Origin of the sequence: Corallococcus sp. bb12-1, from assembly GCF_026626765.1 — a bacterium.
In the GTDB taxonomy this organism is placed as follows: Bacteria; Myxococcota; Myxococcia; order Myxococcales; family Myxococcaceae; genus Corallococcus; species Corallococcus terminator.
In genome coordinates this window covers 677820-696174 of sequence record NZ_JAPNJZ010000007.1, presented here as the reverse complement: position 1 = coordinate 696174, position 18355 = coordinate 677820, and the positions used below count along the sequence as shown (strand labels likewise).

Here is an 18355-nt window from a genome sequence, read left to right as displayed (position 1 = left end):
CTCCGGAGCGCAACCCACATCCGCGTCACGGACGCAGGGGTGGCTTCACCGCGCGCGTGGCCATGAACGAGGGCAGGAACGTGGAGAGCAGGTCCTTCTCTTCGTACTTGTCCTCGAAGAGGTGGGTGAGCACGAAGCCCGCGGCAAGCTGTCCGCCCAGTTGATCCTCCAGCGAGTGCCCCACGACCATGGGCTCGGCCTTGTCGGTGTAGCGGCGGCGCTCCTCGTCGGTGAGGCTGGTGAAGTCCGAGTACGGCATCGTGTACTTGAGCCGCATCACGCCCTGCTCTTCCTGCGCCGGGTCGAAGAGGTAGCGGACCGGGTTGCAGATGCCCGCCAGGAGCACGCCGCCGGGACGCAGCACGCGGAAGGCCTCGCGCCACACCGGGAGGATGGCGTCCACGAAGCAGTTGGAGCACGGGTGGAAGATGAGGTCGAAGCTCGCGTCGGCGAAGGCGGACAGGTCCTTCATGTCGCCCTCCACGAGCTTCAGCGTCAGGCCCTCGCGTTCGGCCACCAGGCGGTCCTGCCCGAGCTGCGCGGGCGAGTTGTCGAACACGGTGACGTTCGCGCCCGCCGCCGCGAGCACCGGACACTGCTGACCGCCCGCGCTCGCGAGCCCCAGCACGTCCTTGCCGGCCAGCTCCCCGAACCACGCGCGCGGCACGGGCTTCGTCGGCGTGAGCACCAGGCTCCATTCGCCCTGGCGCGCGGCGGCGATGACCTCCGGGGACACCGGCAGGGTCCACTTGTTGCCCCGGCCCACTTCGCCGTTCCACGCCTCGCGGTTGTACGCCCGCACGTCCACTTCAGCCTTCATGCAGCACCCTGCCTTCCATGCCCCCCGCCACGGTGACGACCTCTCCCGTCACGTGTCCGGAGATGCGGTCCGACGCGAGCGTCACCACCACCCGCGCCACGTCTTCTGGCTGCCCCACCTTGCGCAGCGGCATCGTCCGCGTGACGCGGTCGACGAACTTCGGATCGGTCAGCTTGTCGCGGTTGCGGTCCACCGCCGTCCAGCCCGGACACACCACGTTGACGCGGCCCATGGGCGCGATGCGGTGCAGTTCGTTCTTCAGGCTCCTGACGAAGCCGCTCGCGAGCGCGCCCTTCGCCGCCGCGTAGTCCGCGTGGCCCGCTTCGCCGAACAGGCCCGCCGTGGAGCTGATGATGACGATGTTGCCCGTGCCCGTGGTCTCCACGTGGCGCAGGAACGCGCGGCAGCTCAGGAACACGCTGTCCAGGTTCTCCGCCAGCGTGCGGCGCCAGCGTTCCAGCGACATCTTCCACACCGGCTCATCCGGCGCGGGCCACACGCCGGTGTTGCACACCAGCACGTCCAGCCGGCCCAGGTCCTTCACCGCCGAGGGCACCAGCGCGTCCACGTCCGCCTCCACCGTGAGGTCCGCGCGCACCGACGTGCCCCCCACTTCACGGGCGAGCACCGCCGCCTTCTCCTGGCTCCGGTGGTAGTGCACCGCCACCCTGGCGCCCTCGCCCGCGAACGCCCGCACCAGCGCCGAGCCGATGCCGCCCGCGCCCCCCGTCACCAGCACACCCTTGCCTTGCAGCTCCGTGTCCATCGCCGGGGACTCCTCGTGGGCTCCCGTCAGGCCGGGAGCGATGCGCGGCATGATGCCCGAGCCGTAATGCATGGACAGCGGCGACAACGGGCGGAGGTGTCGGGGGACGGCTGAGTGACGGGCAGCGGGACGAAATGGGAGCACCGTTCCTGACGGGGCACTCCACTCCGGAGCCGACATCCGAACGCGAAGCCCCGCGAAGCGCGGCATGGCACGGGCAGTCAGGGAGCTTCCCGCTACGCAGCCTGCATCCGGGCGCGAAGTCCTGCGACGAGCAGGTCCAGGCCGAAGTCAAAGCGACGGTCGAAGTCGCGGTCCAGGATGGCGTCCAACGCGCCGGCCGCATGGGGATAACGCGCCGAGGCCAACTCCCGCAGGGCTCCTGCGCGCTCCGTTGTCTCGGACGCCTGAGCAGTGAAGCCCTGCTCCTCGATGGTGAAGCCCAGCACGTAGTCGAGCACGGTGAACGTCGCCCAGCCCGCATCGCGCGGCCCCAGCCCCGCCCCGCCCAGGGAGCCGATGAGGGTGTCGCTGACGCGCAGCGTGTGCTCGGACACCACGAAGGTGCCCGCATAGACGCGAGCCCCGTCCCGGTGCTGGAGGAACGCGCGCCGCAGGTCCCCCGCGAGGGTGCGCACCACCGTCTCCCAGGGCGAGTCCGCCGTCAGCGTCCGCGCCACGTCCTGGAGCAGCGTGTCCGCCATCGCATCCAGCAGGGCCTGCTTGCCCGGGAAGTGCCAGTACAGCGACGGGGCCTGGATGGAGAGCGCCTTCGCCAGCACGCGCATCGTCAGGCCCTCCAGGCCGGCCTCATCCAGCAGCGCCCACGCCGCCGCCACCACCTGCTCCCGCTGGATTCGCATGCCCCGGTCGTCCCTCGCTGACTTGACAAACTAACACCGTTAGTCGATCCCTAACAACGTTAGTTTGAGCCTTCGGGCAGGAGGTCGGTCATGGCGGAAGTCCTTGATGTCGCCGTGGTGGGAGGCGGTCCCACCGGGCTGATGCTGGCGTGCGAGCTGGCGCTGGCGGGGGTCCGGGTCCAGATGTTCGAACGGCGCGCGGAGCCTGTGCGCGAGTCACGGGCGCTGACGCTGCACCCGCGTTCGCTGGAGGTGCTGGCGCTGCGCGGCCTGGAGGGACGGTTCCTGGAGCGCGGACGGCCACTGCCCACCGGGCACTTCGCTATGTTGGACACGCGGTTGGACTTCAGCGTGCTGGACACGCGCTTCCCCTACACGCTGTTCATCCCGCAGGCCGTGACGGAGGCGCTCCTGGAAGCGCGGGCCCGGGAGTTGGGCGTGGCGGTGCATCGGGGACACACCGTGGAGGTGCTGCGCCAGGATGTGGAAGGGGTGGAGCTGGAGGGTACGTCGGAAGCGGGAGCGTTCCGGGTCCGAGCTCGCTTCGTGGTGGGAGCGGATGGGGCTCGGAGCGCGGTGCGAAGGCTCGCGGGCATCGCGTTTCCGGGGACGGACGTGACGCGCACGGCGGTGCTCGGGGACGTGACGCTCGCGGCGCCGCCTTCGCAGCCCGCCATCGGCATCACGAACACGCGGGGCGGAGTGATGGTGGTGCCCATGGCACCGGGCGTTCATCGCATCGTCGTCAATGATCCGCTCCGCGAACAGGTGCCGCTGCGCGAGCCCGTCACACTCGATGAACTGCGGGAGAGCGTCACGCGCATCGCTGGCACGGACTTCGGGATGAAGGAGCCCCGGTGGCTGTCGCGCTTCGGCAATGAGACGCGGCTCGCGGAGCGGTATCGCGACGGACGCGTGCTGCTCGCAGGGGATGCCGCGCACATCCATTTTCCGGCGGGAGGCCAGGGGCTCAACGTCGGTCTCCAGGACGCAATGAACCTGGGATGGAAGCTCGCGGCGGTGGTGAAGGACGGCGCGCCGGACGTGCTGCTGGACAGCTACCAGGGCGAGCGCCGGCCCGTGGGCGATGCGCTCATCCGCAACACGCTCGCGCAGACCGCGCTCATAGGCGCCACGCAGGAGACCCTCGCCCTGCGCACGCTGATGAGCGACCTGCTGCGGGCCCCGAAGCTCAACCGGGAGTTCGCTGACTCCATCAGCGCGCTCGACGTGGGCTACGCGGCGCTGGATGTTCCCTCGCCCCAGGTGGACACACCGCTGTTGCCTGAGTGGAGCGGACGCAGGCTGGGCGACCTGGAGCTTCGCGGGGAGGACGGCACGGACGTGCCGCTCTACTCGGCGCTGCACCCGGGGCGGTGGTTGTTGCTGGGACTGGGCGATGACTCACGTGCCCTGCCCCGCTGGGAACCGGGGTGGCCGTCGAACGTCACGCACCTGCGAGCACGAGCCCCCGCCGGGCGCGATGAACTCCAGAACGTGGGCGGAATGCTGGTGCGGCCCGACGGCCACGTGGGCTGGGCGTGGGCTGCATGAGCCTCGTTGAGAAAGCCCCCTAGAAACACGAAGGCCCGGGGCGTTCACCGCACCCGGGCCGCTCGTTCACATCGAACCGGCTCAGCCCAGGCGCAGGAGCTGCCGGGCCTGTTCGGGCGTCGCGAGTTCACGGCCGTGGGCACGGGCGCGCTTCGCGGCCTCGGCCACCAGCTCATGGTTGCCCTTCGCGAGCACGCCCTTGGACAGGTAGATGTTGTCCTCCAGGCCCACGCGCGCGTTGCCGCCGCGCTTCGCGGCCTCGTCCACGAACGCAAGCTGCTGACGCCCCACGCCCGCCACCGTCCAGGTGCAGCCCTCCGGCAACGAGGCGATCATGAAGTCCAGCACCTCCGGCCGCGCCTGCAACGTGCCCGGCACGCCCAGCACGAAGTCGAAGTGCGCCGGCATCTCCACCAGGCCCTCCTTCGCCAGGTAGCGCGCCTCGTCGATCATCCCCACGTCGAAGCACTCCAGCTCCGGACGCAAGCCAATCGCACGGATGCGCTTTGCGATGTCGCGCACCAGCGGCCTCGGGTTCCAGAACACCTCTTCCCCGAAGTTCACCGTGCCCGTGGTGAGCGTGGCCATGTCCGGCTTGTCCGCGCCGGTGAGCGTCAGCGCGCCGCAGCGCTCGTCCACGCCCATGCCCACCGCGCCGCCCGTGGACGTCTGGATGAGCACATCCGTGCGCTTGCGGATGGCCCGGATGGCCGCTCGGAACAGCTCCGCGTCCTGAGACGGCTTGCCGTCCGCCGTGCGAACGTGCAGGTGCACCATCGCGGCGCCGGCCTCACGGCACTTCACCGCGTCCTCCGCGATCTCCTCCGCGGTGATGGGCAGGTACGGCGTCTGCTCGCGCGTCGTCTCCGCGCCCACCATGGCCGCGGTGATCAGCATGGGCGTGCTCATTTCTGCCCCCGCTGCTTGTCCTTGGGAACGACGCACGTGCCCGTCGCGCGGCACACCACGACGGCCTCCGGCAGCACGTCCGCCGCGGAGTCGTTCACGTCCGGACGCGGACGGATGACCTTGCGCGCCTCGAAGCGCATCTTGCGCGACGTGTTGCCCACGCTGACGATTTCACCCTCCGCTTCGATGAAGTCGCCCGCGTACACCGGCGCCAGGAACTCCACGGCGTCGTAGGCGCGGAACAGGCCCTCGTCCCCGTCGGAGCGGATGCACAGCTCCGTGGCCACGTCGCCGAACAGGCCGAGCATCCTCGCCCCGTCCACCAGGTTGCCGCCGTAGTGCGCGTCATGGCTGCCCATGCGCAGCCGCAGTACCGCCTTCACGCCCGTGCTCACGTGGGTTCCCCCTGGTAGTGGGAGTCCTGGGACTCCTTGCCCTCTTTCTTCAACACCGCGTGCACGATGTAGTTCGCCACGTCGGACGGCTTCGTGCCCGCCCCGAAGCCCGCGTCGAAGCCCAGCTCCAGCGCCAGCTTGTGATCCACGCGCGGCCCGCCCAAGAGCAGCAGCGTCTTGCCGTGGATGCCCGCGGCCTTCGCCGCGTCGATGAACTGGCGCGAGTTGTCCTTGTGCACGTCGCGCTGCGTGACGACCTGGGACACCAGGATGGCGTCCGCGTGCTTCGCCATGGAGCGTTTGATCAGGTCCTCGTTCGGCACCTGGCTGCCCAGGTTGAACGCCTCGAACCCGGGGTAGCGCTCCAGGCCGTAGTCGCCCGCGTAGCCCTTCATGTTCAGGATGGCGTCGATGCCCACCGTGTGCGTGTCCGTGCCGGTGCACGCACCGAAGACGACGATGCGGCGGCCCACCTTCTCCTTGATGAGCGCGTTGAGGTCGTTGAACCCCATCTTGCGCACCACCACTTCCGGCACGTCGATCTCCGCGTAGTCCAGCGACACGGCGGAGCGCGCGTAGACGACGAAGAACGTGTACTGGTCCGCCGCGCGTTCGGCGGCCGCCACCTTCACGTCGGTGAAGCCCATCTGCTTCGTGAACTGGGCGGCGGCCTCCTTCGCCTTCTCCGACAGCGGCACGGGCAGCGTGAACGACAGCTGCACCATGCCGTCGTCGCGCCGGTCGCCGTAGGGGCGGATGATCTGCTTGCTCGGCTTCACCATCGGCTTACTTTCCCTTGGGCGGGGTGAACGTCACGCTGGTGCCCACCTTCTCGGCCACCGCGGCGAAACGGTCCTTCTTGCCCTGCTCCATGTAGAAGACGACGGACCACGTGGTCTTCCCGTTGCAGCCCACGTACGTCACCGTGTCCACGTTGCCGCTGCCGTCCGGAGCGGCGTCCGTGTCCGACTTGAAGGCCGCCGGCTGACCGCCCACCTTCACCATCGTCCAACTGGTGCCGCCGATGCTCGCGAGGATCTTCTGGCGACAGACCTCCGCCTTCATGCCCGCGGTCTGCACCGCGCCCACGTCCACCAGGAAGTAGGCGTCACCCGAAGGCGCCAGGAACTTCTCCGAGCCCTCGGTGTTCGAGCGAGTCCACGCCGCCGGGGCCTTCAGCGACACGTTCTTCACCGACACGTTCGTCAGCGCATCCGCGGAACCGCCCGCGGCCAACATCACAGTCAGGAAGGTACTGACGATCATGACGCCTCCAGCATTTCAAGGAACGGGTTGAAGTAATCCGGAGCCTTCGGCACCACGCCGTCCAGGCCCTTGCCACCGGTCTCCTCGCGCTTGACGTCGCCAAAGCGGCCCTTGCCGATGGCGGCCACCATGCCCTCGGCATGGCACTCGCGCAGCAGCTGCTCCGCGTTGGCGAACACCTCACGCGCCCGGTTGGCGATCTTCCCGTCCTCGCGGACGGTGAACTCCTCGTCGATGCCGCGCGCCGCACGGTGGATGTACGACGCGGACTTGAGTGCCACGTACCGGTCCGCGAGCAGCGGCGTGTGCATGGCCTCCGTCATCATCCCCAACAGCTGGATGCCCTGCCGCGTCCAGATGGCCACCAGGTCCGCCATCACGTCGTACGCGTGGCTGAAGAAGATGTCCGTCTCCTTGTGCTTGGTGGGCGGCATGTACTTGAGCGGCGCGTCCGGGAAGCAGCGGCGCACCAGCATCGCCTGCGACAGCTCCAGCAGGAGCGTGTCGTCGCGATACGGATCGATTTCGTACGAGTGCCCGATGCCCAACTGCCAGTCCTTCAGGCCCGCGCGCTTGGCGAAGCACTCGTTGATGAACTGGCTGGCGATGACCGTGTGGGCCGCGTCGTACGCGTCCGCCGTGGTGATGTAGTTGTCCTCGCCGGTGTTGATGATGATGCCGGCCAGGGCGCAGATGCGGCGGCTGAAGTACTGGTCGATGAACGTGCGGCGCATGTTGATGTCGCGGAACAGGATTCCGTACATCGCGTCGTTGAGCAGCATGTCCAACCGCTCGTAGGCCGCGCAGAAGGCGATCTCCGACATGCACAGGCCGGAGGAGTAGTTGGTCAACTGGATGTAGCGCTTGAGCTTGCGGCTCTCGTCGTCCAGGGCCTCGCGCATCACGCGGAAGTTCTCCTGGGTGGCGTAGGTGCCGCCGTAGCCCTCCGTCGTCGCGCCGTGCGGCACGTAGTCCAGCAGCGACTGCGCCGTGGAGCGGATGACCGCGATGACGTCCGCGCCCGCCTGCGCCGCGGCACGGGCCTGATCCACGTCGTCGTAGATGTTGCCCGTGGCGACGATGACGTACTTGTGCGGCGCGGGTGACATGGGGAACTGCTCACGAAGCGCGTTGCGCTGGGCGATGCGCGCCTTCAACTCCTCCATCGCCGCGCGGGCCTCCGAGCGCACCTCGTCGCGCAGGTTGGCCTCCATCTCTGGAGACAGCACGCCCATCTTGTCCGTGGGCAGCGCGGTGAGTCGCTCCACTGCTTCCAGCGGGCTCTTGGCCCCCAGTTGCAGCGCGCGGCCATACCAGTACGCGGCCCCCCGGTTGAGCACGCCCGCGGCCTTCAGCTTGTCCACCATGAGGTTGGCGAGCGGCACGCCGCGCGCCCCCGCCCCGGAGAGGCCGAAGAAGCGCAGCACGGTGCGCTCGTTGGAGACAGTGGTGTTGTGTTGGATGAGGTCGAAGATCGGGTTGACGATCTCGTCCGCCAGCTTCCGCGCCTCAGCAATCCGCGCGTCGTCGATAAACGGGCCTGACATGCGCGCACCCTACCCGAGCAAAGCGCCAATGGGCTCAAGAACCCGGGCCCCCGCACGCCCGGTGACGATGCCGCAGCGCGCCTCTTGAATGGCGAGAAGCAGCACGCCCACGCTCTAGATGACGGAGGGCGTCAACCTCATCCAGCGCCTGCCACTGCCCACACCGAATTTTCGGTGCTGACTGGAACACCGTCAGAGCGGTGAAATCGCTTACCGGAATCCCGGTGGAAACACCGACAGGGCGGTGAACCTTGGCGGCATCAGACTCCAAGCATTTGAAATTCCTAGGCTCTTTGGCGCGGCATGGGGCGTGCTTTGTGCGGGACCGTGTCCCCAGTCACCTCAGGAGTTCCCTTGAATCGTCGCTCCCTGCTGCTCGCGGTCCTGCTGTCTGGCACCCCTGCCCTGGCGGCCGGCAATCCTCCCCCCATCACCACGGACTCTGGCGCGCCGCTGGGCACGAACCAGAGCTCCAAGACGGCCGGTCCCCGGGGCGGCGTGCTCCTGGAGGACTTCGCCCTCATCGAGAAGCTGGCGCGCTTCGACCGTGAGCGCATCCCGGAGCGCGTGGTGCACGCGCGCGGCGTGGGCGCGTATGGCTCCTTCGAGAGCTACGGGGACTTCTCGCAGCTGACGCGCGCGTCGGTCTTCTCCAAGAAGGGCAAGACGACGCCGATGTTCGTGCGCTTCTCCACGGTGATCCACCCCAGTGGTTCGCCGGAGACGCTGCGCGACCCGCGCGGCTTCGCGCTGAAGTTCTACACGGACGAGGGCAACTGGGACCTGGTCGGCAACAACCTGCCCATCTTCTTCATCCGCGACGCCATCAAGTTCCCGGACATGGTGCACTCGCTGAAGCCGTCGCCCATCACCAACCGGCAGGACCCGAACCGCTTCTTCGACTTCTTCAGCCACCAGCCTGAGTCCACGCACATGCTGACCCAGCTCTATTCGGACCTGGGCATCCCGGCGAACTACCGGCAGATGGACGGCAACGGCGTGCACGCCTTCAAGTTCGTCAACGCCAAGGGCGAGGTGAAGTACGTCAAGTTCAACTGGAAGTCGCAGCAGGGCGTGAAGGGCCTCACCGTGGAGGAGGCCACGAAGCTCGGTGGCCAGGACTTCTCCCACGCGACGCACGACCTCTACACGAACATCCAGCAGAACAAGTTCCCCTCGTGGGAGCTGAGCGTGCAGGTGTTGGATCCGAAGGACCTGGACGGCTTCGCGTTTGATCCGCTGGATGCCACGAAGGAGTGGCCCAAGGACAAGCTGGCCCCGGTGAAGCTGGGCAAGTTCACGCTCAACAAGATGCCGGACAACTTCTTCGAGGAGACCGAGCAGTCCGCTTTCTCCCCGGGCGTGACGCCGCCGGGCATCGAGCCGTCCGAGGACCGGCTGCTGCAGGGCCGCCTCTTCTCCTACGCGGACACGCAGCGCTACCGCATTGGCGCCAACTACCTGCAGCTGGCCGTGAACCACGCGAAGTCGAACGTGAATAACAACAGCCAGGCCGGCGCGCTGAACGCGTCCAACACGAAGTCGGACGTGAACTACGAGCCCAGCATCACCCAGGAGACGCAGGACACGCCCGCGGCGCTGCTGTCCAGTTCTCCCCTGACGGGCACCACGCAGCAGAAGGCCATCGACAAGACGGACAACTTCTCGCAGGCGGGCGCCTTCTACGCGGCGCTGGACGCGGGCGGCAAGGATCGGCTCGTGAAGAACCTGGCCGGCGACCTGGGCCTCGTGCGTGACGCGAAGGTCAAGGCGCGCATGGTCGGCTTCTTCTACACGGCCAACGCGGACTACGGCACGCGCCTGGCCAAGGCCGTGAACGTGAAGCTGGACGACGCGAAGGCCGCCATCGCCCCGCTCGCCGCGCGCTAGTCGGTCGCGGTCCACCCCTCCCCTGTCCCAGTTCAGCCGGGACGGGGGTTCCTTTCTGGAGACGCCCTCATGGTTCGCAAGCTGCTGCTCGGTTCGTTGGGATTGCTGGTGTTGGTGGGTGCGCTGCTGACCGCCGCGTGGCTGTCACTGCGTGCGCCAGCGCCCCAGGGACGGCTGCTCGCCACCAGCGATGCGGAGCGCTACCTGCTCGCCGCCTCGCGCGAGGGCGAAACCGACATCGTCGCCGGGCTCGTGAAGGCCGGCACGCCGGTGGAGGCCCGTGACGCCCGGGGCTTCTCCCCCCTCATCCTCGCCGCCTACCACGGCCACACGCAGACGGTGAAGGCGCTGCTCGCCGCTGGTGCGGACGCCTGCGCGGGCGACAACCGGGGCAATACCGCCCTCATGGGCGCCGCGTTCAAGGGCTACGCGGACGTCGTGAAGCTGCTGTCCTCCCAGCCCTGCGCGGTGGACCAGGCCAACCGACTGGGACAGACGGCGCTGATGTTCGCGGTGCTCTTCGGCCGTGACGAGGTCGCCGACCAGCTCCGGCACCAGGGCGCCTCCCCCGCGGTGCGCGACGCCAGTGGCCGCTCCGCCGAGGACTGGGCCCGCACCCAGGCGCCTGTCGCCCCCGTGGCCCCTGCCCTCCCCACTGAGGCCCCGACCGCCCGGGTGCGCTGACGCCTGACGCTCTCGTCGGGGTTCGCGCCTGCTGGCTGCCCCTCTCAGCAGCCGCTCTTGAAAGGGTGGATTCCCATCTCCTCACGTTTCGTGATTCCCTGCGGGAATGGGATTAGTCGGATTAATACGCGTTTTACCGGCCATACGAAATTACCGTAATTTTCCACTTAGACTTGACTCGCACCGGGGGTCCGGCCGCATAACATCCCAATCCTTTTCAGGAGCGCTGGGATGACAGGCCTTCGGACAAAGCCAGTTCAAGGGTGGGTGGTTTTGGCCCTCGCGGTGCTGGTGGGTGGCTGTGACTTCGGTGGGCGCAAGGTGCCAGAGGTTCCGCCCGCGCCCCCTGAGGCTCCGCAACAGGTCATCGCGCAGCCGGGAGATGCCGCCGCGCTGGTGACGTGGTCGGTGCCCCCGAGCGATGGCGGCAGCGCGCTGCTGTTCTACGTGGTGCGCTGCGTGCCCGAGTGCGGTGGCGCGCTGGTGAAGGTGCCCGACACGCAGGCCACCATCCTGGGGCTGAACAACGGCATCACCTATGTCTTCAAGGTCGCGGCGGTGAACGCGATGGGCGAGGGCCAGGCCTCCGTGGAGACCGACCTCGTGACGCCGCTGGCGGGCATGACCATCCCGAACCCCACGGTGCCAGGACAGCCGCGCTCGGTGGTTCCGACGGCGGGCAATGGTCAGGCGTACGTGAGCTGGCTGGTGCCGGCGAGCTTCGGCGGCCGGCCGCTGTCGTACTTCAAGGTCACCGCGGCGCCCGGGGGCATCACGAAGTCGGTGGCGGCACCAGCGTCGGGAGTGCTCATCGAGGGGTTGGACAACGGCACCGCGTACACCTTCACCGTGAGCACCGCCAATGAGCTGGGCGAGGGTCCCTCCGTGAGCACGAAGATGCCGGTGACGCCGCGTCCTGGCGGGGCGCCGGCGAACTGGGTGATGGGCTACTGGGTGGGCTACCAGCGCGACCTGTACCCGGTGGACGCGGTGGACATGTCCCTGCTCACGCACGTGGTGGTGGGCCGCATCCGCCCGCGCATCGACGGTACGCTCTACACGGATTTCGACGTCTCCGCGCTCGAAGGCCCCCTGCTCGCGAAGGCGCTGGCGCAGCGGGCGCACAAGGCCGGCAAGAAGGCGCTGCTGATGCTGGGCGGCATGGGCGAGTACGACGGCTTCAAGGCCGCGACGGAGACGGTGGCGAAGCGGCGCAACTTCGTGGCGAACATCATCAAGGTGATGCACGAGCTGGAGTTCGACGGCATCGACGTGGACTGGGAGCCCATCCTCCTGCCCCAGGACGGCCCGCCCCTGCTGGCGCTGCTGGACGAGCTGCGCGCCGCGGACGAGAAGATCATCATCACGGTGCCCGTGGGCTGGGTGAACTCCAACTTCGCGATGGGCAAGGTGGATGCGGAGTTCCACAAGGAGCTGGCGGCCCGCGTCGATCAGATGAACGTGATGGCCTACAAGATGAGCGGGCACTGGGGGCAGTGGGAGAGCTGGCATTCCAGCGCGCTGTTCGGCGAGACCCACAACCACCCCAGCTCCGTCGCCAGCTCCGTGAAGGCCTTCCTGGATGCGGGCGTCCCAGCGCAGCGCCTGGGCGTGGGCATCGGTTTCTTCGGCACCTGCTGGAAGGGCGTGACCGAGCCGCGCACGCCCCTGGACGGACGGGAAGACATCGCGGAGGAGCAGAGCGACAACGCGATGAGTTACGCCAACATCCAGACGCTCTACTACAAGCCGGAAGCCTACCGCTGGGACGACAGGGCGAAGGTGCCCTACCTCGCCTTCCCCACCGCGTTCGGCCCCCAGGCGTGCAACTACATCTCCTACGAGGACATCCCTTCCGTCTCGGAGAAGGGACGCTGGGCGCGGGAGCTGGGCCTGGGCGGCGGAATCATCTGGACCCTCAACCAGGGGCACATGCGCGAACAGCCGCTGGGTGAGAGGGATCCGCTGCTGAAGGCCGTGCACACGGCCTTCCTGAAGCCCTAGACGTAGCGCGCTTCGAACAGCTGTCGCAGGGACGGTTCGGTGCGCAAGAGGTCCAGCGTGAGGGCCGCGTGGCCAGGGACGTAGCCATTGCCCACGAGCATGGTGACGTCCTTGCCCACGCCCTCCGCGCCCAGGGCCGCCGTGGTGAAGCTGGTGGCCATGGAGAAGAAGATGACCGTGCCGCCGTCCTTCACGGACAGGAGCGACGCCATCTCCGTGTTGCCCACGCTGGCGCAGTTCACCACCAGGTCGCAGAGCGGACCGCCCGTCGCCTTCTGCACCGCCTCCATCACGTCCACGCCCTGGGTGGCGTCCACCTTCAGCGCCTCGTCACACAGGCCGATGGCGGACAGCGCATCCAGCGCCTTCTGGGAGATGTCCAGCGCCAGCAACTGGCCCCGGCTCTCCAGGCTGCGGCGGGCCTGCGCCAAGCACAGCGCGCCGCTCTTGCCCGCCCCCAGCACCGCCACCGTCATGCCCGGGCGCACGTAGCGCGCCACCAGCGCGGGCGCGCCGCACACGTCCAGCGCCGCGAGCGCCAGCGTGTCCGGCATGTCCTCCGGCAGCTTCGCGTAGATGCCGCTCGCGAAGATGAGCGCGTGGCCCCGGATGTCCACCCGGTCGATGTCCACGTGCACCGCCTTCACCTCTTCGATGACGAGCGGCGTGAGCGTCAGGCTCACCAGCGTGGCGATGCGATCCCCCTGCTTGAGCACGCCGTTGGCGGGGTGCTTCGCGCCCAGCTCCTTCACCCGGCCAATGAGCATGCCGCCCGAGCCGGTGACGGGGTTCTGCATCTTGCCGCGCTCCAGCACGATGTCCTGGATGCGCTGGGCGATGCGGCCGGGGTCGCCGCCCACGTCGTCCTTGATCTGCTTGAACGACGCGGCGTCGATGTTGAGGCTCTCCACGTCGATGAGCATCTCCGCCTCGCGACACGGCAGCGAGGGGTCCAGCTTGCGAGCGCGCTGCGGCAGCACGCCCTTCTCACCCACGACGCGCGACAACCCGTACGAATCAGTGCCCATGGCGTTTCCTCGTCAGTCCTGCGTCAGGCGCGGCACCAGCACCGCCAGCGAACGCTCGAAGCGGTACGACACGCCCGAGTGCCCGTCCTCGAACTCCTCGTGCGTCACGTCAACGCCCGCGGCCTTCAGATCGTCAGCCACCATGCGCGTGCCCCAGCGCAGGTTGAATTCGTCGCGCGTGCCGCAGTCCAGGAACACGCCCTTGAGCTTGCGGAAGGAGTCCAGGAACTTGGGCACGAAGCGCACGGGGTCATGCACCAGCCACCGGTTCCACACGTCCAGCCGCAGCTTCGCGTTCTGCTGATCGAAGGGCAGCTCCAGATTGAGCGGCTCGCCCTTCTTCGGCGAGTACGCCGCCGCCATGGCCAGGATGTTGATGACCGGGAAGTCGTCCCCGCGCATCTTGGTTTCGCGGGCGCGCAGCCGCATCTCCGTGGCCCACGCTTCGACGCCGCCTGACTTGAGCAGCGCGGTGGCCGCCTTGGGCAGGTCGGGCATGTAGCAATATTCGAAGTACGAATCCGGCGCGTGCGCGCCCACCAGGGAGAACAGCTCCGGGTGGTAGCGGCCCATCACCAGCGCGCCGTAGCCGCCGGAGCTGTGGCCCACCACCGCGCGCGACGCGGCCTTGGGCAACGTGCGCCAGGTCTTGTCCACGAACCCGACGATGTCCTTGGCCAGGTAGTCGCGGTAGCGGCCGATGGCGTCGCTGTTCACCCACTGGCTGCCGCCCAGCTTCGTCCAGGCATCCGGGAAGACGGCGATGACGGGCGGGAGGGTGCCCTGTTCGATGAGGGCGTCCAGGCGGTCCGGCACGGACGGGGCGAAGCCGGACACGTTCGTCCAGGAGCCTCCGCTCGAACTGAACGCGTGCAGGAAATAGACGACCGGGTAGCGCTGCGTGCCCTCGGCGTAGCCCGGCGGCAGGTACACGGTGAGCCGGCGTCGGGCCGGATCCCCCAGTGGATTGTTCTCCAGCGCGGGCGACTGCACTTCGCGCGTCTCGAGCACTCCCTTCATCCCTGCACCCCTTTTTCGCGGTGCTCCGCGCGCATCACGCGCTGGAGCCCGGTGGCTTGGCGAACAGCTTCATCACCTGTTGAAGATCCGCCCACGCATTGCGCTTCTCCGCGTTGTTGCGCAGCAGGTACGCGGGGTGGAAGGTGGGCATGAGCGGGATGCCCTCGTATTCGCGCCACGCGCCGCGCATGCGGGTGATGGCGGTCGTGTCGCGCAAGAGCGTCTGCGCCGCGAACTTGCCCAGCGCGACGATGGCCTTGGGCTGGATCGCCAGCAACTGCGAGCGCAGGAACGGTTCGCACGCGGCGATCTCGTCCGGCTCCGGGTTGCGGTTGCCCGGCGGGCGGCACTTCACGACGTTGCAGATGTAGACGTCGTTCCGGGTGAAGCCCATCGCGGCGATCATCTTCGTGAGCAGGTCTCCCGCGGCGCCCACGAAGGGCACGCCCTGGAGGTCCTCGTTCTCACCAGGGCCTTCACCCACGAACACCAGGTCCGCGCGCGGGTTGCCGGAGCCGAACACGATGTTCTTGCGGCCCGTGCACAGCTTGCAACGCCGGCAGTCGCCCAGCTCGCGGCGGACCTGATCCAACGTGGGCCGCTCACCCTCCACCACACCCGGCAGCGCGCCGTTGTAGCGGGGCGTCGCCCGGGGCACGTCCACGAGCATCCCCGGGGCCGGCGTTGCCGCGGCCATGGCACGAGGCGCAGGAGCCACCACGGGCGGGGGCGCGGCGACCGGCGGACGGGGCGGGCCCAGGGGCTGCTTCATCGCGGAATGCAGCGCATCCCGTGAAGGGGACTCCACCGGGGGCCGCGCGGGCGGGGGGGCTGCGGCCGGCTCGGGGGGCCGGGTACGAGCGATCATCGAGCGCACCGACGAAGCGGCGGCGCGCTGCTGCTGGAGTTCGGCGGCGACCTTCGCGTCGACGAGGAGCGCGCGACCGCCGTTCTCCTCCTGCCAGAGGAGGTGGCGGCGCACGTCCTGGAGCACGTCGGCCAGCTCCTGCGTGGAATCAGGCGTGTCGTCGTTCACGATCGGGATCGGTATCGGAGGGGGTGCGCCGGTGCAAGGGAGCAGCCGGAGAAGTTGCCTGTTCGCTTAGCCCAGGGTCGGGCCCTCCGCCACCTTCCGGGCGGAAGCGCCGAGTCCCCCTCCCAGTAAGATCCACCCCTCGCGCGGATCAGGACATGCGCGCGGTCCGCTCCACGGGCGGGCAAACTTACTTGCTATCTCGACAAGCAATTTTTATGGATTGGGGGTTCAGCACGTTCCTGGAGGTCGGATGAAGGCCGTCACGGTGGAGAAGCTCGGGGGGCCCGAGGGGCTGGTCCTCGGAGAGGTCGCGGACCCGGTCGCCAGGGCCGGCGAGGTCGTCGTCGCGGTGGAGGCCTCGGGCGTCGGACTGGTGGACGTCTTCCAGCGGCGCGGCCAGTTTCCAGGCTTCGACCGGCCGGGCTTCGTCCCGGGCGCCGAGGTTGCTGGCCGGATCATCGGCACGGGCCCGGGCGTCGCGCGCGAGTGGATTGGCAAGCACGTCTTCGCGCTCGTCCGCACAGGAGGTTATGCGCAAAGGGTCACGGTGGATCCGGGCCAGCTCATTCCGATCCCCCCGGGGCTGTCGTCCGTGGAGGCTGTCGCCCTGGGCGTCAATGGGCTCGTGGCGAAGTTCTCCCTGCTGCGCGCGGGGCTCCGGCCCGGGGAGCGGCTCCTGGTTCGAGGCGCGGGAGGTGGCATCGGGTTGAGCGTCGTCCAACTGGCGGTGCTCGAAGGTGCGCGGGTGACGGCCCTCACCTCGGCGGCGCGGGCCCAGCGCGTGGCGGACCTGGGCGTTGAGAACGTCATCGTCCGTCAGGCCGACACAGACGTTCCCGGTGGGTTCGACATCATCATCGACCCGGTGGCCGGCCCGGAGCTGGCGACCTTCTTCCAGGAGCTGCGCCCCAACGGCCGCTACGTCCTCAACGGCGTCGCGGCGGGCTTTCCCACTCCCGACTTTGGGACGGGCCTCCTCGCGAACTTCGCGAAATCACCCACTCTCTCCTTCCTGAGTCTTGATTCAATGGGACCGGCGGAACTGGCCGAGGCGGGACAAGCGCTGTTCGGGCTGGCGGTCACCCGGAAGCTGGTCCCCATCGTCGGGAGGACCTTCCGCCTGGAGGAAGCAGCACGGGCACAGGAGGTGCTGGAGGATGGCCAGGTGCTTGGCAAGATCATCCTGCTCGCATGAAACACCGGAGGCGGGCTTCGAAGCCCCCCAAGGGAACTCCAGGACGGACATGACGGTTCGGCGGACGCGCAGGACGCAGGAAGAGAGACGCGACGAAGCCGCTCGCCGGATGCTGGCGGCGGGGGCCCGGCTCGTCGCGGAGCGGGGACCCGAGGCCCTCACGCTCGCGCAGGTCGGACAGGCCGCCGGTTACAGCCGGGGGTTGCCAGCGCATCACTTCGGGTCCAAGGCGGAGTTCCTGCACGAGCTGATGCAATACGTCGCGGCTGAGTTCCGCGCGGCGATGGATGCCTTTGAGACGGAGGAAGGACTGCCCGCCCTCCTGAAGATGCTCGGGTCCTTCTTCGAACGGCCCACGTCGGACTACTCGCGCCTCTGCGCCTTGCGGATCGTCTTGTCCGAACCCGGGACCCGACCGGGGCGCGGTCATGACCTCGCGGCACTGCGACAGCAAACCGTTCGTGCCCTGGAGAAGTGGATCCGACAAGGCATGGAGCTGGGGCAGATCCGAGCGGGTGTGGACGCCCGGATGACAAGCCTGCTGCTCGCCACGACCCTTTGCGGCGCGATGGGACTGTGGCTGGAGGATCACCAGTTCGATCTGGAGGCCGCGGGTTCGCAGCTAGCGGAGCTCGTCCAGCACGGGCTGGCTGCGTCCGACGGGCATGGCCTCCGCTGATTTCCAGGCGGAAGCAGCGGCTCTGGTCGAATCAGGACACCCCCCAGGCAAACCACCTTTGCCTCCGGGTGGACGTGCGGGAAAAGGTCGGGCGGCAGTCTCCCGCCCCATTCCAGGAGCAGCGCTCACATGATCAAGGTGGCCATCGTCGTTGGTAGCACGCGGCCGGGTCGCAAGGCGGACACCGTCGCCAGCTGGGTCCACGGCATCGCGAAGCAGCGCGGTGACGCGGAGTACGACATCGTCGACATCCAGGATTTCAACCTGCCCCTGCTGGACGAGCCGACCCCACCGTCGATGGGCAAGTACACCCAGCCCCACACCCTGGCGTGGGCCGCGAAGGTGGCCGCGTACGACGCGTATGTCTTCGTCACGCCCGAGTACAACCACGGCACGTCCGGCGCGCTGAAGAACGCGCTCGATTTCGTCTATGGCGAGTGGAACAACAAGGCCGCCGGCTTCGTGGGCTATGGCAGCGCGGGCGGCGTGCGCGCGGTGGAGCAACTGCGCCTCATCGCCGCGGAGCTCCAGTTGGCCACCGTGCGCGCCCAGGTGCAGCTGTTCCTGGCCACCGACTTCGAGAAGTACACCGTCTTCAAGCCGGACCCCAGCAAGGCGAAGAGCGTGGGCACCCTGCTGGATCAGGTCGTCTCCTGGGGCACGGCGCTCCAGACCGTGCGCGCGAAGAAGTAGCGCCCG

At 68.4% G+C, this 18355-nt stretch carries 18 protein-coding genes; 7 read left to right on the top strand and 11 right to left on the bottom strand.

All coding sequences use genetic code 11. The features are described 5' to 3' along the window. Nucleotides 1–25 precede the first annotated feature (25 nt). From OV208_RS13355 to OV208_RS13345, 3 genes are all read right to left on the bottom strand, one after another. Nucleotides 26–820, bottom strand: coding sequence for a class I SAM-dependent methyltransferase (locus tag OV208_RS13355; protein WP_267574209.1), 795 nt, complete (start codon nt 818–820; stop codon nt 26–28). Beyond that, the gene (locus OV208_RS13350; protein ID WP_267574291.1) at nt 810–1586 is read right to left on the bottom strand and encodes an SDR family NAD(P)-dependent oxidoreductase; all 777 of its coding nucleotides are present in this window, start codon (nt 1584–1586) and stop codon (nt 810–812) included. Before OV208_RS13350 ends, OV208_RS13355 begins: the two co-directional genes overlap by 11 nt. Before the next feature lie 236 nt (nt 1587–1822). Beyond that, complete coding sequence (locus OV208_RS13345) at nt 1823–2449, bottom strand: TetR/AcrR family transcriptional regulator C-terminal domain-containing protein (RefSeq protein ID WP_267574208.1); 627 nt, start codon at nt 2447–2449, stop codon at nt 1823–1825. Between the two features lie 90 nt (nt 2450–2539). Here OV208_RS13345 and OV208_RS13340 point away from each other — a divergent pair, with 90 nt between their 5' ends. Further along, nucleotides 2540–4003: an FAD-dependent monooxygenase gene (locus OV208_RS13340; RefSeq protein ID WP_267574207.1), complete on the top strand. Its 1464-nt coding sequence runs from the start codon at nt 2540–2542 to the stop codon at nt 4001–4003. 81 nt (nt 4004–4084) lie between these two features. On the opposite strand, the gene OV208_RS13335 is transcribed toward OV208_RS13340, so the two are convergent. From OV208_RS13335 to OV208_RS13315, 5 genes are read right to left on the bottom strand one after another with little or no spacing between them, the layout of a single operon-like run. Continuing rightward, nucleotides 4085–4912 (bottom strand): 3-keto-5-aminohexanoate cleavage protein, encoded by an 828-nt coding sequence (locus OV208_RS13335; RefSeq protein WP_267574206.1) that lies wholly within the window; start codon nt 4910–4912, stop codon nt 4085–4087. Beyond that, nucleotides 4909–5295, bottom strand: coding sequence for a hotdog fold domain-containing protein (locus OV208_RS13330; protein WP_120544137.1), 387 nt, complete (start codon nt 5293–5295; stop codon nt 4909–4911). Before OV208_RS13330 ends, OV208_RS13335 begins: the two co-directional genes overlap by 4 nt. Nucleotides 5296–5303: 8 nt before the next feature. Continuing rightward, nucleotides 5304–6089: an OAM dimerization domain-containing protein gene (locus OV208_RS13325; protein ID WP_120535160.1), complete on the bottom strand. Its 786-nt coding sequence runs from the start codon at nt 6087–6089 to the stop codon at nt 5304–5306. A 4-nt stretch (nt 6090–6093) separates the two neighbouring features. Further along, a complete protein-coding gene (locus OV208_RS13320) occupies nt 6094–6573 on the bottom strand; it encodes a hypothetical protein (protein WP_267574205.1) in 480 nt (159 codons plus the stop codon). Continuing rightward, complete coding sequence (locus tag OV208_RS13315; protein WP_267574204.1) at nt 6570–8120, bottom strand: lysine 5,6-aminomutase subunit alpha; 1551 nt, start codon at nt 8118–8120, stop codon at nt 6570–6572. The genes OV208_RS13320 and OV208_RS13315 overlap by 4 nt, the downstream gene beginning before the upstream one ends. A 354-nt stretch (nt 8121–8474) precedes the next feature. Here OV208_RS13315 and OV208_RS13310 point away from each other — a divergent pair, with 354 nt between their 5' ends. From OV208_RS13310 to OV208_RS13300, 3 genes are all read left to right on the top strand, one after another. Further along, nucleotides 8475–10010 (top strand): catalase, encoded by a 1536-nt coding sequence (locus OV208_RS13310; RefSeq protein ID WP_324291375.1) that lies wholly within the window; start codon nt 8475–8477, stop codon nt 10008–10010. A gap of 69 nt (nt 10011–10079) precedes the next feature. Further along, nucleotides 10080–10694 (top strand): ankyrin repeat domain-containing protein, encoded by a 615-nt coding sequence (locus OV208_RS13305; protein ID WP_267574203.1) that lies wholly within the window; start codon nt 10080–10082, stop codon nt 10692–10694. A 267-nt stretch (nt 10695–10961) separates the two neighbouring features. Then, nucleotides 10962–12698, top strand: coding sequence for a glycosyl hydrolase family 18 protein (locus OV208_RS13300; RefSeq protein WP_324291374.1), 1737 nt, complete (start codon nt 10962–10964; stop codon nt 12696–12698). Here the strand turns inward: OV208_RS13300 and OV208_RS13295 are convergent. From OV208_RS13295 to OV208_RS13285, 3 genes are read right to left on the bottom strand one after another with little or no spacing between them, the layout of a single operon-like run. Beyond that, nucleotides 12695–13726, bottom strand: coding sequence for an L-erythro-3,5-diaminohexanoate dehydrogenase (locus tag OV208_RS13295; RefSeq protein ID WP_267574201.1), 1032 nt, complete (start codon nt 13724–13726; stop codon nt 12695–12697). The two genes, OV208_RS13300 and OV208_RS13295, sit on opposite strands and share 4 nt — an antisense overlap. Before the next feature lie 12 nt (nt 13727–13738). Continuing rightward, entirely contained in the window at nt 13739–14746 is a 1008-nt protein-coding gene (locus tag OV208_RS13290; RefSeq protein ID WP_267574200.1) for an alpha/beta hydrolase, read from the bottom strand. Nucleotides 14747–14780: 34 nt separating this feature from the next. After that, nucleotides 14781–15782 carry a uracil-DNA glycosylase gene (locus OV208_RS13285; protein WP_267574199.1) on the bottom strand — a complete coding sequence of 334 codons (1002 nt, stop codon included), beginning with the start codon at nt 15780–15782 and terminating at the stop codon, nt 14781–14783. A 250-nt stretch (nt 15783–16032) separates the two neighbouring features. Here OV208_RS13285 and OV208_RS13280 point away from each other — a divergent pair, with 250 nt between their 5' ends. The 3 genes from OV208_RS13280 (at nt 16033) to OV208_RS13270 (ending at nt 18349) form a co-directional block, all read left to right on the top strand. Then, complete coding sequence (locus OV208_RS13280; protein WP_267574198.1) at nt 16033–16977, top strand: quinone oxidoreductase family protein; 945 nt, start codon at nt 16033–16035, stop codon at nt 16975–16977. Nucleotides 16978–17026: 49 nt separating this feature from the next. Further along, nucleotides 17027–17656 (top strand): TetR/AcrR family transcriptional regulator, encoded by a 630-nt coding sequence (locus tag OV208_RS13275; protein ID WP_267574197.1) that lies wholly within the window; start codon nt 17027–17029, stop codon nt 17654–17656. A gap of 129 nt (nt 17657–17785) precedes the next feature. Beyond that, nucleotides 17786–18349: an NADPH-dependent FMN reductase gene (locus OV208_RS13270; RefSeq protein WP_267574196.1), complete on the top strand. Its 564-nt coding sequence runs from the start codon at nt 17786–17788 to the stop codon at nt 18347–18349. Nucleotides 18350–18355: the final 6 nt, after the last annotated feature.

Coding starts and splice junctions, on each gene's coding strand:
- OV208_RS13340 (WP_267574207.1), top strand. CDS start 2,540: ATGGCGGAAGTCCTTGATGTCGCCGTGGTGGGAGGCGGTCCCACCGGG.
- OV208_RS13315 (WP_267574204.1), bottom strand. CDS start 8,120: ATGTCAGGCCCGTTTATCGACGACGCGCGGATTGCTGAGGCGCGGAAG.
- OV208_RS13335 (WP_267574206.1), bottom strand. CDS start 4,912: ATGAGCACGCCCATGCTGATCACCGCGGCCATGGTGGGCGCGGAGACG.
- OV208_RS13355 (WP_267574209.1), bottom strand. CDS start 820: ATGAAGGCTGAAGTGGACGTGCGGGCGTACAACCGCGAGGCGTGGAAC.
- OV208_RS13280 (WP_267574198.1), top strand. CDS start 16,033: ATGAAGGCCGTCACGGTGGAGAAGCTCGGGGGGCCCGAGGGGCTGGTC.
- OV208_RS13275 (WP_267574197.1), top strand. CDS start 17,027: ATGACGGTTCGGCGGACGCGCAGGACGCAGGAAGAGAGACGCGACGAA.
- OV208_RS13270 (WP_267574196.1), top strand. CDS start 17,786: ATGATCAAGGTGGCCATCGTCGTTGGTAGCACGCGGCCGGGTCGCAAG.
- OV208_RS13290 (WP_267574200.1), bottom strand. CDS start 14,746: ATGAAGGGAGTGCTCGAGACGCGCGAAGTGCAGTCGCCCGCGCTGGAG.
- OV208_RS13325 (WP_120535160.1), bottom strand. CDS start 6,089: ATGGTGAAGCCGAGCAAGCAGATCATCCGCCCCTACGGCGACCGGCGC.
- OV208_RS13320 (WP_267574205.1), bottom strand. CDS start 6,573: ATGATCGTCAGTACCTTCCTGACTGTGATGTTGGCCGCGGGCGGTTCC.
- OV208_RS13295 (WP_267574201.1), bottom strand. CDS start 13,726: ATGGGCACTGATTCGTACGGGTTGTCGCGCGTCGTGGGTGAGAAGGGC.
- OV208_RS13345 (WP_267574208.1), bottom strand. CDS start 2,449: ATGCGAATCCAGCGGGAGCAGGTGGTGGCGGCGGCGTGGGCGCTGCTG.
- OV208_RS13305 (WP_267574203.1), top strand. CDS start 10,080: ATGGTTCGCAAGCTGCTGCTCGGTTCGTTGGGATTGCTGGTGTTGGTG.
- OV208_RS13350 (WP_267574291.1), bottom strand. CDS start 1,586: ATGGACACGGAGCTGCAAGGCAAGGGTGTGCTGGTGACGGGGGGCGCG.